The organism is Stenotrophomonas sp. 78350_Sma, assembly GCF_056482105.1.
Window position 1 is genome coordinate 2,256,789 of sequence record NZ_CM151182.1, and the last position, 13,865, is coordinate 2,270,653.

Below are 13,865 nucleotides of genomic sequence, written 5' to 3' on the forward strand. Positions count from 1 at the left end.
GTTTACTCCTTCATTGCCGGGGGAACGGCGGCGCCGACACGGCTGCCAGCCGGCACCGGCGGCAACTTCACCGGTGCGATGGGGGAGGTGGGGGCGGCAGCCGGAGTTGCGGCGGCTTGTTCGGTGGCGCTGTTGTCGGCGGCGCCGGTGGCCGCATTGAGGCGCTGGCCAAGTGGATCCACCGAATGCGAGGTGTCGGCCAGGATGATGACCATCACCCGGCGGTTGCGGTTCCGCCCCTGCGCGCTGTCGTTCTCTTCGCGCGGACGGAACTGGCCATAGCCGACCATTGCCAGTCGCGACGGCTGCACGCCCTGGTCGGCGAACAGGTGCACCACGCTGGCTGCGCGTCCAGCCGACAGCTCCCAGTTCGACGGGAAGGTGGCGGTGGCGATCGGCACGTTGTCGGTATGGCCTTCCACGCGCACGCTGTTGGGCACGTCACGCAGCACCTCGGCCAGGCTGGCCAGCGTCTGTCGTGCATGCACGTCCAGCGCGGCCGAGCCGGTGGGGAACAGGATGTCGCTGTTGATCTCCACTTCGATCCACAGTTCGGTGCGGCGCACGCTGATCATGCCGCGGTCGATCAGTGGCGCCAGCGCGGCGGTGAGGCGGTCGGCGATGCTGTTGAGCTGGCGCTCGGCACGGGCGATCTGTTCCTGGTTGTGCACCGAAACAGGCATGCGCATCTGCGAGGCCATCGACGGCAGCAGGGTCGGGTCGTGCGAGGGTGCCGGCGCGGACGGGCCGACCTTGGTGCCGGACTTGATCACCGACGGGCTGTCCCAGCCGCCGCCCTGCACCTGCTTGTTGCCGACCTGCACCGGGTTGATCGTGCGCGGCGCACCACCAAAGGCATCGGTGAGCGCGTCGGCCATGATCCGGTACTTGCCCTCGTTGACCGAGGAGATCGCGTACATGACCACGAAGAAGGCGAGCAGCAGCGTCATCAGGTCGGCATAGGGGATCGCCCATGCTTCATGGTTGGCGTGCTCTTCGTGGTGCTTGCGGCGGGCCATGTCAGTGCAGGAAGCCGGAGAGGTTGGTTTCGATGTTGCGCGGGTTCTCGCCCTGGGCGATCGAGATCAGGCCTTCGATGACCATCTCGCGATCGCGGGTGTTGTGCGAGATCACACTCTTGAGCTTGGCCGCGATCGGCAGGAACAACAGGTTGGCCGAGGCGATGCCGTAGATGGTGGCGGTGAACGCAGCGGCGATGCCATGGCCCAGCTTGCTCGGGTCGGCCAGGTTCTTCATCACGGCAATGAGGCCGAGGACCGCACCGATGATGCCCAGCGTGGGTGCGTAGATGCCCATCGCTTCGAAGACCTTGGCGCCGGCCTGGTCCTGGTGTTCCTGGCTGCCCAGTTCGATCTCCAGCATGTGACGCATCGATTCGGGTTCAACGCCGTCCACCAGCAGCTGCAGGCCCTTGCGCAGGAACGGGTCCTGCTGCGCTTCCACCTGCGATTCCAGGCCCAGCAGGCCCTGGCGACGGGCGATGTTGCTCCACTCGACGATCTGCTGGATCAGTTCGCGGCGATCACTGTGTGGCGGGCGCACGACCCAGCGCACGATCTTGAAGGCATGCTTGAACACCGCCGGCGAGGTATGCAGCAGGATCGCGGCGACGGTGCCGACGATGACGATCACGAACGCCGCAGGCGACCACAACGACGCCAGGCCGGCGCCCTTGAGGATGCTGCCACCGACCAGCGAGGCCAGGGCGAGAAAGAGTCCAATGAGGCTGAGTCTATCCATGGTTCCGGTATCGGCTTGTATGAATGGGACTTGAGACACCGGGAGAGCGCGTACAGACGGTAGTCACAGTTTTCGGGTCGCTGGGCCATGCCCGGCGGGGTTTCAGCGTATGCCGTCCACGTCCAGGATCAGTGCCATGCGACCATCGCCGATCAAGGTTGCACCGGCATAACCGCGCAGGCCGCGCAGGGCTTTGGGTAGTGGCTTGATGACCACTTCCTCGCGCCCGCGCACCTGGTCCACGACCAGTCCGAAGCGCGCTTCACCGGCCTGCAGCACCACGATGGTCAGCAGGGTCGACGCGGCGGGCGTCACATCCAGCCACTGGCGCAGGTCGACCAGCGGCAGGGTGTGCGAGCGGCGATCGAGCACGGCGCGGCCATCGAACCAGCCCAGCGAGGTGCGCGGCGCGTGAAGCACTTCCATCACGCGTGCCAGCGGTAGCGCGTAGACGTCCTCGCCGGCCTGCACCAGCAGGGTCGGCAGGATCGCGAGGGTGAGCGGCACGCGGATCAGGAAGCGGCTGCCACGGCCCAGCTCCGACTGGATCTGGATCTGGCCGCTCAGTTCGCGGATGCGCGACTGCACCACGTCCATGCCCACGCCACGACCGGAAATATCGGTGACCTGCTGCTTGGTCGAGAAGCCGGGCAGGAACACGAGATGCAGGCATTCCTCGCTGCTCAGGCGGGCAGCGGCCTCCGGGTCGATCAGGCCCTTCTCGCGCGCCTTGGCACGCAGCTTCTCGGGGTCGATGCCGGCGCCATCGTCCTGCACCTCGATGCTGACGTAGTCACCTTCCTGCTGGGCGGACAGGCGCACATGGCCCATCCGCGGCTTGCCCTGTGCTTCACGCAGATCGGGCATTTCCACGCCGTGGTCGATGGCGTTGCGGACCAGGTGCACCAGCGGGTCGGCCAGCGCTTCGACCAGGTTGCGGTCGAGCTCGGTCTCGGCACCGACCAGCTCAAGGTCCACTTCCTTCTTCAGCGAGCGGGCGACGTCGCGGGCGACCTTGGGGAAGCGCGAGAACACTTTGCCCACCGGCTGCATGCGGGTACGCATCACCGCCGACTGCAGGCGCGCAGTGGCGATGTCCAGCGTCGATACGGCGCGATCCAGCTCCTCGTCGCGCAGGCGTGCACGGAGGGTCTTCAGGCGGTTGCGGGAAAGCACCAGTTCGCCGATCAGGTTGACGATCGCATCCAGGCGCTTGGTGTCCACGCGCACGGTGTGCTCGGCCTCGGCCATCGGCTTGGCCGCTGGCTTGGCTGCGGGCGCCGGGACAGGTGCCGGGCGCGGTGCTGCGGCGGGTGCCGCCGCGATGGCGGCAGCAGGCTTCGCGCCTGGCGCAGCACCGCCGTGCAGCTGGTCCAGCAGGGCTTCGAACTCGTCTTCGCTGATCAGGCCGTCGTCGGCCTTCTTCGCTGGCGCGACCGCGGTCGGCGCGTTGCCGCCGTGCAGCTGATCGAGCAGGGCCTCGAATTCGTCGTCGGTGATCAGATCGCTGCCGCCTGCCGCAGGCGCGGCCGCAGCGACCGGCGCGGTAGTGCCACCGTGCATGTCGAACTGCGCGATCAGGTCCGGCGGCGCATAGCCCGGCTCGGTACCGGAGGACACGGCGTCCAGCATCGACTGCAGGTAGTCCAGCGACTGCTGGGCGGCGTCGAAGTGGTGGGCCTGCAGTACCGCCTGCCCGGCACGCGCGATGCCCAGGGCTTCTTCAGCGGCGTGGCACAGCTCGACCATGGCGGTGACGCCAAGGAAGCCGGCGCCGCCCTTGAGCGTGTGGTAGCCGCGGAACACCGCGTTGAGTTGCTCGGTGTCCTGCGGTGCCTGCTCCAGCGACACCAGCTGTTCGCCCAGGCGATCCAGGATTTCCTGGGCCTCGATGATGAAATCGGCAGTGATGTCGTCGGATACCGCGCTCATGCTTACAGCCCCAGATCCGACAACAGGTCGTCGGCGTCGTTCTGCGAGACCGCGTGGCGGTCCAGTCCCTTCAGTGCCGGCCCGGCCAGTTCCGGATCGGTGCGATGCTGTTCCGGCGGCAGGCCAAGTGCGCCAAAGCCCTCGTGCACGCGGCGGACGATGCCGACCACGCGACGGATGATCTGCCCGGTCAGGTCCTGGTAGCTCTGGGTCAGGGCGATCTCGGTCAGGTTGTGGCGGATGCGCTCGAGCTGCGTGTCCTGGCCCGGCTGCAGGCCTTCGGCGCGCAGCTGTTCGGTCAGGCTGCGGCATTCCTCGGCCAGGTCCAGGGTGCGGTGCGTGGCCTGTTCGGTCATCGCCACCACGTGGTCAAGGCGTGCGCAGGCGTCGTCCAGCTCACCGGCCTCGCTGGGTACGGTCGGCAGTTCACCCAGTGCCTGTCCCAGCTCGCGGGCCAGCCGCGAGAGGCCGCTCATCATCGGCTGCGTACGCAGCGCGACCAGTCCGTCGATGCGTTGCCGCCAGGCGGCTTCGTCACCGGACTCCAGGGCGTCCAGGGCTTCCTGCAGGCGCAGGGCGAGGGCGTTCTTGTCGACCGTGGTATCCATCAGGCGCTGGCCGCCAGGCGTTCGAAGATCTTGCCGAGCTTCTCTTCCAGCGTCTGCGCGGTGAACGGCTTGATGATGTAGCCGTTCACGCCGTTCTGGGCGGCTTCGATGATCTGCTCGCGCTTGGCTTCGGCGGTGACCATCAGCACCGGCAGGGTCTTCAGCTTGGCATCGGCGCGGATCGCCTTCAGCAGTTCGATGCCGGTCATCACCGGCATGTTCCAGTCGGTGACCACGAAATCGAACGGCTGGCTCTGCAGCAGCGACAGCGCGGCATGCCCGTCCTCGGCTTCGGCGGTGTTGGTGAAGCCCAGATCGCCCAGCAGGTTCTTGACGATTCGACGCATGGTCGAGAAGTCGTCGACGATCAGGATGCGCATGTTCTTGTTCAAAGCAGAGTTCCTTTGTTGTTCATTCCGGGCGGCCGGGGGCAGCCGCCTCGGGCATGTTCATTCTTCCAGGCCGGCGTCGGCGGCCTCGAAGATTTTCAATCGGCCACGCAGGCGCAGTACCGCCTGGCCGTGGATCTGGCAGACCCGCGACTCGCTCACGCCGAGCACCGCGCCGATCTCCTTCAGGTTCAGTTCCTGCTCGTAATAGAGCGAGAGCACCAGCTGTTCGCGCTCGGGCAGGTGGCCGATGGCCTTGCCCAGTTCGCGGCCGAACTCGCCGCGCTCCAGCACCTGCTGCGGGGTCGGGCCGCCCTGGGCGACGGTGTCCAGCTCGCCCTGGTCCTCGATGCGCGACTCCAGGCTCAGCACCTGGCCGCGTGCGGCGTCTTCCATCAACCGCAGGTATTCGGGCAGCGGCATCTCCATCGCGGCGGCCACTTCGGTGGCGCTGGCGGCGCGGCCACTGCTCTGTTCCAGGCGGCGGATGGTGGCGGCGGCATCGCGGGCACGCCGGTGCACCGAGCGCGGCACCCAGTCGCCACGGCGGATCTCGTCGATCATCGAACCGCGGATGCGGATCGAGGCATAGGTTTCGAACGAGGCGCCCTGGTCGGCGTCGTAGCTGCGCGAGGCTTCGATCAGGCCCATCATGCCGGCCTGGATCAGGTCGTCCACTTCAACGCTGGCCGGCAACCGCGCAGCCAGGTGGTGGGCGATGCGCCGCACCAGGTCCGAGTGCTGGGCGATGACCTCGTTGGCCGCCGAGCGCTGGACCTCCCGGTACTGGGCTGCGCCTTTCATGCGGCCACCCCGCGCTGCTTGAGGATGCGCTCGAGGAAGAACTCGACGCCGCCACGCGGTTCGGTCGGCGCCTGCCAGCGTGCGGTGCGGCGCGCGATCTCGGTGATCGCCAGCGCGGCCGGGCTGGACGGATAGGCCTTCACCACCGGCTGCTGGCGCTGCACCGACAGGCGCAGCCAGTCATCCTGCGGCACGCAGCCCAGGTAGTTCAGCGAGACATCGGCGAGGAACTTCTCGCAGACGCGGGTCAGCTTTTCGTACAGCACGCGGCCCTCGTTCGGGTCGCGGACCATGTTGGCCACCACCTGGATGCGGTCCACGCCGCGCTCGCGCGAGAGCACCTTGATCAGCGCATAGGCGTCGGTGATCGAAGCCGGTTCGTCACAGACCACCACCACGGTGTCCTGCGCGGCCTGGCAGAAGGTCAGTACGCCGTCGGTGATGCCCGCGGCGGTGTCGACCACCATGATGTCCAGTTCACGTTCCAGCTCGGAGAACACGTTGACCAGGCCGACGTGCTCGGCCGGGGCCAGCTCGGCCATGTGCCGGCGGCCGGATGCGGCCGGCACCACCAGCACGCCGTTCGGGCCTTCGACGATGACGTCGTCCAGCGAGCAGCGACCGGCGACCAGGTCGGCCAGCGTAAAGGTGGGGTTCAGCCCCAGGATCACGTCGATGTTGGCCAGGCCAAGGTCGGCGTCCAGCAGCAGCGTGCGCTTGCCCATGCCGGCCAGTGCCACGGCCAGGTTCGCGGACACATTCGTCTTGCCCACGCCGCCCTTGCCGCCGGTCACGGCAATGGTGCGCACAGGGCCGAGCGGCTCGCTGCGGGTCGCCGACAGCGGGAAGGTCTTGGTCAGCTTGGCGTACTCACGCGACGGCATGGTTCAACTCCGGGTTGCAGGGCATATCGGCCGCTCGGCGCAAATCTTCAAGGCGAAGTACAAGATTGGCTGCACTGGCCCGGTGCAGGTCGTCCGGAACGTCCTGGCCATCGGTCACCCAGGTGATCGGCAGGGCGTGGTCCACGGCCACCGACAGGGCGTTGCCGAAGCGGCCGGTCTCGTCCAGCTTGCTCAGCACCAGGCCCTGCAGGTTGGCGGCGCCGAAGCGGCGGACCACCTCGTCCATGTCGCCGAAGCTGGTGTTGGCCGGCAGCACCAGCAGGGTGCGCACCTGGCGGGCGGCGCGCAGCCACTGCAGCTGGGCGGCCAGTGCGCGGTCGCGCGGGCCCAGCCCGGCGGTGTCGATCAGCACCAGCTTGTAGTCCTTCAGGCGTTCCAGCAGCTGGTCCAGGTCGGTGCCGCTGTTGGCTTCGTGCACGGCGATGCCGAGCTGGCGGCCGTAGCCGTACAGCTGCTCGCGGGCGCCGATGCGGGTGGTGTCGGTGGTCACCAGGGCGACGTCACGCGGCGCGTGTTTCTCGGCGAAGCGCGAGGCCAGCTTGGCGATGGTGGTGGTCTTGCCGGCGCCAGTCGGGCCGACCAGGGCGATCACGCCGCCTTCTTCCAGCGGGTCGACCGGGGCGATCGGCAGCTTGCGCGAGATCAGCCCCAGCATCAGGCCGCGACCACGGTGGGCTTCGGTCTCCAGCGGAATCTGCATGGCCACGTCGCGGGCCAGGCCGGCATCAAAGCCGTACTCGTCCATCAGGTCCAGCGCGGTGGCGCGTACCGGGCAGCCGCGCAGGCGCTCGTCGGTGAAGCGGTTCATCTCGCGCTCGATCACCTGGCGCATGCCGGCCACTTCCTGGCGCAGCTGGCGGATCTCGGCGTCGTCCTGGGCGACCACGGTCAGCGTCGGTGCCGGGGCCAGCACGGGGGCCGGACTGGCTTCGGCGACGGCTTCGAGCGCTGCCGGTTCGCTGGCGGCGATGTCAGGCTGGACATCGGCCATGGCAGCGCCCGGCAGCGGCGGCGGCTGCACGGCGGGGGGCACGCTTTCGTGATGCGTGTCGTGCGGCGGGTCGATCTGGAAGCGGGCGCGGTTGGCCGAAGCGGTGACGGCCGGGCCCGGTGCGACGATGGCCTCGGCGAACGGGGCGAAGATCTGTTCGGGCAGCGCCGGTTCGTTGACGGCGGCGCGCGCCAGGGTGGCTGCGAAGCCGGTGCTGCCGCGGGTCGGCACGATCTCGTCGGCGCTGTCCAGGGTGCGGCCGGTGGCACCCACGGCCGCACGGGCGAGGGCGGCCACGGCCGAGGTGGTGGCGGCCACCGGCTCCGGCGCCGGGGCAGCGCTGCGGCGGCGGGTCACCGCAGCGATCACAGCATCGGCGGCGGTACGCGGCTTGGGTGCCGGCGGAGGAGCGACGTCACGACGCGAGGCTTCCAGTGCACGCTGCACGGCGCTCTCGTCGTAGTTGGCGGCGGCGACGATCTCGATGCCTTCCTCGATCCGGCGGTTGGACAGGATCACGGCGTCAGGACCATGTTCCTTGCGCACCAGGTTCATGGCCGAGCGCATGTCGGCGGCGACGAATCGTTTGATTTTCATGCTGTGGTCACGGGACGAAGACGGCGGGGTGGCGGTCGGAGAACTCGGGTGGTCGGTGGTCTGCACGGTGCGGGTTCCCCTTGGTATCTGTCTGTTGCGTTGGTTCGAAAGTGGTGTCTGTTTTCTGGCGCATCGGCGGGCGGCGTCAGCTGATCGTTCCGACCAGCTTCAGGCGCTTGTCCTCCGGCACCTCGCTGTAGGCCAGGACCGACAGCGACGGAACGCTGTGGCGGACCAGGCGCGCCAGCGCGGCGCGCACCGGGCCCGGTACCAGCACGACCGCCGGCTCGTTTCGCGCTTCCTGCTTGCTGACACATTCGGCCAGGCTCTGGTGCAGTCGCTCCGCGAGTCCGGGTTCCAGCGCGGCGCCGTTGCCCTGCGTGGACTCCTGCAAGACACGTTCCAATTGCGGGTTGAGGGTGAACACCGGCAGCTCCGCCGACATTCCGGCGATCTCCTGCACGATGAAGCGGCCCAGTGCGGTGCGCACGGCAGCGGTCAGCACCGCCGGGTCCTGGCTGCTGGGCGCGTGTTCGACCAGTGCCTCGGCGATCTTGCGCAGCTGGCGGATCGGAATGCGCTCCACCAGCAGGTTCTGCAGCACGCGCACCACCGCCGACAGCGGCAGCGCCTTCGGCGTCAGATCTTCGACGAGCTTGGGCGCGCTCTTGGCCAGGTTGGCCAGCAGGTGCTGCACTTCCTCGTGGCCGAGCAGTTCCGGCGCGTGTTCGCGGATCAGGTGCGAGAGGTGGGTAGCGACCACCGTGGCCGGGTCGACCACGGTGTAGCCCAGCGTCTCGGCCTGGGCACGCTGGTGCGGCTGGATCCAGGTGGCATCCAGGCCGAACGCGGGGTCCTTGCCGGCGATGCCTTCCAGCGCGCCGAGGGCACTGCCGGGGTCCAGCGCCAGTTCGCGGTCCGGGTGGATCTCGGCGGTGGCCACTGGCACGCCATGCACCAGCACGCGGTAGCCGTTGGCCGGCAGTTCCAGGTTGTCGCGGATGTGCACCGAGGGAATCAGGAAGCCAACGTCCTGGGTCAGCTTGCGGCGCACGCCCTTGATGCGCGCCATCAGTTCGCCCCCCTGGTTGCTGTCCACCAGCGGGATCAGCCGGTAGCCGACCTCCAGGCCCAGCGGATCGACCGGGCGCAGCTCGTCCCAGCTCAGTTCGGCGGTCGGTGCCGGCGCGGCCGGGCGGCCCAGCGCATTGAGTGCGGCGGCATCGGTGCCGCCGGCCGCGGCGTCGGCGGCCGGAGCCTTGCCCTTGCGATAGACCTTCCAGGCGATGAAGCCGAGGATCGCGGACAGCGTCAGGAAAGCGACGTTGGGCATGCCCGGCACCAGGCCGACCACGCCGATGATGCCGGCGGTGATCGCCAGCGCCCGGTACTGGCCGAACACCTGGCCGGTCATGGCCTGGGCCATGTCCTGCGAACGCGAGGCGCGGGTGACCAGCATGGCCACGGCGCTGGAGACCAGCAGGGCCGGCAGCTGCGCCACCAGGCCGTCACCGATCGACAGCAGGGTGTAGGTGGCAGCGGCCTCGCCGAACGGCATGCCATGCTGCAGCACGCCCACGGCCAGGCCGCCGAGCATGTTGATGAACAGGATCAGGATGCCGGCGATGGCGTCGCCGCGGATGAATTTGCTGGCACCGTCCATCGCGCCGTAGAAGTCGGCTTCCTCGCGGACTTCCTCGCGGCGCAGCTTGGCTTCTTCACGCGTCAGCAAACCGGCGTTGAGGTCGGCGTCGATCGCCATCTGCTTGCCGGGCATGGCGTCCAGGATGAAGCGCGCGGTCACTTCAGAGACGCGGCCGGCACCCTTGGTGATCACCACGAAGTTGATGATGGTCAGGATCGCGAACACCACGATGCCGACCGCGTAGTTGCCGCCGATCACGAATTCGCCGAAGGCGGCGATGACCTTGCCCGCGGCGTCGTGGCCGTTCTGGCCGTTGAGCAGGATCACGCGGGTGGAGGCGACGTTCAGCGCCAGCCGCAGCATGGTGGTGATCAGCAGCACGATCGGGAAGATGGTGAAATCCAGCGGGCGCTTCACGTAGACCACCGCCAGCAGCACCATCAGCGAGATGGCGATGTTGAAGGTGAACAGCGCGTCGAGCACCGGCGCGGCCAGCGGCACCACGACCATGGCCAGCAGGGCCAGCACGATCAGCGGCGCGCCAAGGCCCTGGCGGATCATTTCCAGGGCGCGGCGGGTGTTGAATCCGGTGGAGGGCTGGGCGCTCACGGGCGGCCTCCCTTGCCGAATTCATCCACCTGGATGTGCGGGGCGTCCGGCATCGGGCCAGTGCGCCAGGCGCGCAGCTGGTAGACGTAGGACAGGACCTGGGCGACGGCCGAATACAGTCTCACGGGGATTTCCTTTCCGAGTTGGCCTTCCCGATACAAGGCGCGTGCCAAAGGCGGGGCAGAGACAATCGCGACCTTGTTGCCGTCGGCCACTTCACGGATGCGCAGGGCGGTCTCGTCCACGCCCAGGGCGACCACGGTCGGGGCGTTCATGGCCCCGCCTTCGTACTTCAGGGCCACCGCGTAGTGGGTGGGGTTGACCACCACCACGTCGGCGGTGGGCACTGCTTCCATCATCCGGCGGTTGGCCATCTGCTGCTGCAGCTGGCGGATGCGGCCCTTCACCTCCGGGCTGCCTTCGCTTTCCTTCATTTCCCGGCGCAGCTCTTCACGGGTCATCTTCAGCTTGCGCATCCAGTTCCAGCGCTGGTAAGGCGCGTCGATGGCGGCCAGTACCAGCATGGCGCCGGCAGTGGCCAGCAGCAGCCGCAGGGTGAAGCCGAGGCCGTCGGTGATGGCCGTTTCCAGTGGGTGGTGGATCAGCCCGCGCAGGGTGTCGAAGCCGGTCCAGACCACCAGCCCGGCGGCGACGCCGACGAAGGCCACGCGCAGCAGCGACTTGGTGAACTCGGCGATGGCCTCCGGGCCGTACAGGCGCTTGAGCCCGCTCATCGGGTTCATGCGGTTGAAGTCCGGCAGCATCGCTTTCTGCGACCAGCGCAGGCCACCCATCGCCAGCGGTGCGACGAAGCTGGCCAGCAGGCAGACCAGCACCAGCGGCGCGATCACCAGCATGAACTGCAGCAGCAGGTCGCCGAAGTGGCCGAACAGTTCCTTCGGGTTCTGCCGCAGGCTCTGTTCCGGGCTCAGCGCCTGCTTCATCCAGGCCGCGGCACCACGGCCGATCGAGCCGCTCATCGCCATTACCGCCAGCACGCCGGCGCCGAACACGGCGGCCGTGCCGAGCTCGCGCGAGCGCGGCAGGTTGCCCTGTTCACGGGCGTCGCGCAGGCGTTTTTCGGTAGGTTGTTCGGTCTTTTCGCCGGCGGATTCGTTCTCGGACATCACGGGGCACTACGGCAGGGGATGCCGGGGTGCGTGCAAGAACCGTTCCACGCATGGCGGGTGGCGCATCCACGCATGGCGTGGATCTGCAGGAGGGTGCCGCAAGAACCGTTCCGTGATGGCGGGCGGCGGCACGGGTGGCGCCGGGCCGTGCCCGGCGCAATCATCCGTCCGGCGTCACCGGCTGCAGCGGAATCGACACCATGCTGTCGCTGTGCCAGTCCACCCGCAGCGGCTCACCCGCATCGGCCACGCTCTCGTCGCTGACATCGCGGCCGGTGCCGTGGTTCACCTGGTGCATGGCGTCCTTCAGCACATCCACCTTCACCAGCAGGCGGCTGCCTGCAGCCAGGCGGCGGGCGACCATGCGCGTGCGGTCGAAGGGCAGGCGGGTCCATTGCCCGGGTTGCAGCAGCTGGCGCGTTGTCGGGTCGCGTACATGGCTGGCCCGGCCCATGTAGTAGGACAGCTGCATCCGACGTCCATCGGCGCGCAACTCGTACAGGGTGACGGTGAAATCGAAATCCCGCTTGTTGATCCGGACCTTCAGGTCGCCGGAGAAGCTGCCAACCATGTCCATGGGACGGGTGAACGGGGCGGAGACGAAGGACAGCGCGGTATCCACCTCGTCCCGCGCGGCGATGATCGGGAACGGGTAATAGCCATGCCGCATTTCATTGCGGTCGGCCAGGTCCACGGTCTGCTGCAGCTGGCCCGCTACCGGTGGCTGTTCCTGCAGCCGGTGGTAACCATCGGACGATGCCTGGTCGGCGGAGAGGTGGTAGCGGCGGTGATCGCCGGCCGCGGCCTCCAGCGTTGCCGCATGACCCCACGTGTTGGCGCCCATCAGCTGATAGTTCACACGGTCGGGCACCAGCGCCGGTCGCGGTGCACCGCGCAGCACATGGTCCAGCCATTGGAAGGTCAGTGCGGGCGTGTCGAACTGTGCGACAGGGTCCAGCTCATATTCACGCAGCTGCATCGGCTTGAGCGCCGACTGCGCGCCGCCATGGTCGTAGGGGCCGATCAGCAGGGCATGGTCGGTGTCGGGACGGTGCTGCAGGTGGTCCTTGAAGTACTGCAGTGCCGAGATCTGGCCATCGTCGTAGTAGCCGGTGATGGTCAGCACCGGTATGCGGATGTCGTTGAACTGGTTGCCATGCGGGACCATCGCCTGCCAGTAGGCATCGTAGGACGGGTGGGCCAGCCAGCGCTGCAACCATGGGTTGGGTGTGCCATCGACCTGGTCGATCTGCCGGTAGGGGCGGCCGGAGGCATACCAGCGTCGGCCGAGTTGGGACCAGCGGCGGTTCTGCGCGTAGGTAGCCTTGTCCAGCATCGGGCCATTGGCCACGTAGAACGCCCAGCCATAGTTGGCGCTCAGGAAGACGTTGTTCTCCATCGGCAGGCCCTGGCCGGGGATGGCGGCAACGTAGGGCACGATGGTCTTCAATGCAGGATGGTGGTGGCGCGCCGCAGCCCAGGCGGTGAAGCCCTCGTAGCTGCCGCCGTACATCGCCACGCGGCCATCGCTCCACGGCTGGCGGCTGATCCAGTCGATCGCCGCGGTGGCATCGTTGCCGTCGTGCTCGTAGGGGGCGATGGTGCCGATACCCTGGCCCTTGCCGCGGGCGTCCACCACGATGCCCGCATAGCCATGCGCGGCAGCCAGCAGCATCTTCAGCCGGTTCTTCGGTGGATCGGTGTAGATGGTGAACAGCATGGCTGTCGGCAGAGCTGCCGATGCGGCGCGAGGACGGGCCAGCTGCGCCGACAGCACGACGCCATCGCCGGCGGGGATGCGCAACGCATCGTCGATGGCGAAGCGGCGCTGTTCTTCCGCCGCAACCAGCGGAGGGGCCAGTGCGGCGGCCAGCGTCTGTGCGCGCAGTACCGCCCGCAGGCGCAGCAGGTCCAGTGCGACGGCCTCGCCGATGGTCGCGGCACCCGCCTGCGCCGCGATGGCCTGCTCCAGCTGGGCGCGCACCGGGGCTGGCTCGACCGAGAGCGCGGCATCGGCCTGCACCGCGGCAACGTCGTCGAGTGCAGCGAAGGCGCCGTGGAAGGCACGCGCATAGGCGGCTGTGTCCCGCTCGCCGGCGGTGGCGAGCAGCAGCATCGGCACCCAGCGCTGCACCGCCGCGGTGTCACCGTCGCTTGCCAGCGATGCGCGTGCCTGCTGGATCGATTGCCGCGCTTCGGCCGTCTGGCCCACCGCCAGCAGCGCGTGGCCGCGCTGTGCATCGGTCAGGCTGGGGGACTTCAACACGCCCTTGCCGAGGGCCTGCAGGGCGGCGTCGACCTGGGCCGGGGAAGCATCGGCTGGCAATGACCAGGGCAGATCAGCGGCGGCGGCGTGGCCAACAGCAAGGGCCAGCAACAGGCCAGCAAGGGTGGTGCGTAGGGCCACGGACGCTTCCTTGGATGACGGAGGAACGGCTCATCCACGCATGGCGTGGATCTACCGGGGATCGACACTCAATGGTAGCGCCGGGCC

At 68.3% G+C, this 13,865-nt stretch carries 11 protein-coding genes; all 11 read right to left on the reverse strand.

Going from position 1 to position 13,865, the window contains the following annotated elements:
* Positions 1-2: 2 nt before the first annotated feature.
* Positions 3-1,019 (reverse strand): flagellar motor protein MotD, encoded by a 1,017-nt coding sequence (motD, locus tag ACZK4H_RS10490; RefSeq protein ID WP_099552072.1) that lies wholly within the window; start codon positions 1,017-1,019, stop codon positions 3-5.
* A gap of 1 nt (position 1,020) precedes the next feature.
* Positions 1,021-1,761 carry a flagellar motor protein gene (locus ACZK4H_RS10495; protein ID WP_005409527.1) on the reverse strand — a complete coding sequence of 247 codons (741 nt, stop codon included), beginning with the start codon at positions 1,759-1,761 and terminating at the stop codon, positions 1,021-1,023.
* A 102-nt stretch (positions 1,762-1,863) separates the two neighbouring features.
* Positions 1,864-3,693, reverse strand: a complete 1,830-nt coding sequence (locus ACZK4H_RS10500; RefSeq protein WP_099552071.1) for a chemotaxis protein CheA — start codon at positions 3,691-3,693, stop codon at positions 1,864-1,866.
* Positions 3,694-3,695: 2 nt separating this feature from the next.
* Entirely contained in the window at positions 3,696-4,301 is a 606-nt protein-coding gene (locus tag ACZK4H_RS10505) for a protein phosphatase CheZ (RefSeq protein WP_099552070.1), read from the reverse strand.
* Positions 4,301-4,693, reverse strand: a complete 393-nt coding sequence (gene cheY, locus ACZK4H_RS10510) for a chemotaxis response regulator CheY (RefSeq protein ID WP_005413247.1) — start codon at positions 4,691-4,693, stop codon at positions 4,301-4,303. The genes ACZK4H_RS10505 and cheY overlap by 1 nt, the downstream gene beginning before the upstream one ends.
* 57 nt (positions 4,694-4,750) lie before the next feature.
* The gene (locus ACZK4H_RS10515; protein WP_005413248.1) at positions 4,751-5,494 is read right to left on the reverse strand and encodes an RNA polymerase sigma factor FliA; all 744 of its coding nucleotides are present in this window, start codon (positions 5,492-5,494) and stop codon (positions 4,751-4,753) included.
* Positions 5,491-6,378 (reverse strand): MinD/ParA family ATP-binding protein, encoded by an 888-nt coding sequence (locus ACZK4H_RS10520; RefSeq protein WP_005409532.1) that lies wholly within the window; start codon positions 6,376-6,378, stop codon positions 5,491-5,493. The genes ACZK4H_RS10515 and ACZK4H_RS10520 overlap by 4 nt, the downstream gene beginning before the upstream one ends.
* On the reverse strand, positions 6,365-7,987 hold the full coding sequence (gene flhF / locus ACZK4H_RS10525) for a flagellar biosynthesis GTPase FlhF (RefSeq protein ID WP_099552069.1): 1,623 nt from the start codon (positions 7,985-7,987) through the stop codon (positions 6,365-6,367). Before flhF ends, ACZK4H_RS10520 begins: the two co-directional genes overlap by 14 nt.
* Positions 7,988-8,132: 145 nt before the next feature.
* Entirely contained in the window at positions 8,133-10,193 is a 2,061-nt protein-coding gene (gene flhA / locus ACZK4H_RS10530) for a flagellar biosynthesis protein FlhA (protein ID WP_180853118.1), read from the reverse strand.
* A 44-nt stretch (positions 10,194-10,237) separates the two neighbouring features.
* On the reverse strand, positions 10,238-11,368 hold the full coding sequence (gene flhB, locus ACZK4H_RS10535) for a flagellar biosynthesis protein FlhB (protein ID WP_099552067.1): 1,131 nt from the start codon (positions 11,366-11,368) through the stop codon (positions 10,238-10,240).
* A 163-nt stretch (positions 11,369-11,531) separates the two neighbouring features.
* Complete coding sequence (locus tag ACZK4H_RS10540; RefSeq protein ID WP_099552066.1) at positions 11,532-13,778, reverse strand: CocE/NonD family hydrolase; 2,247 nt, start codon at positions 13,776-13,778, stop codon at positions 11,532-11,534.
* Positions 13,779-13,865: the final 87 nt, after the last annotated feature.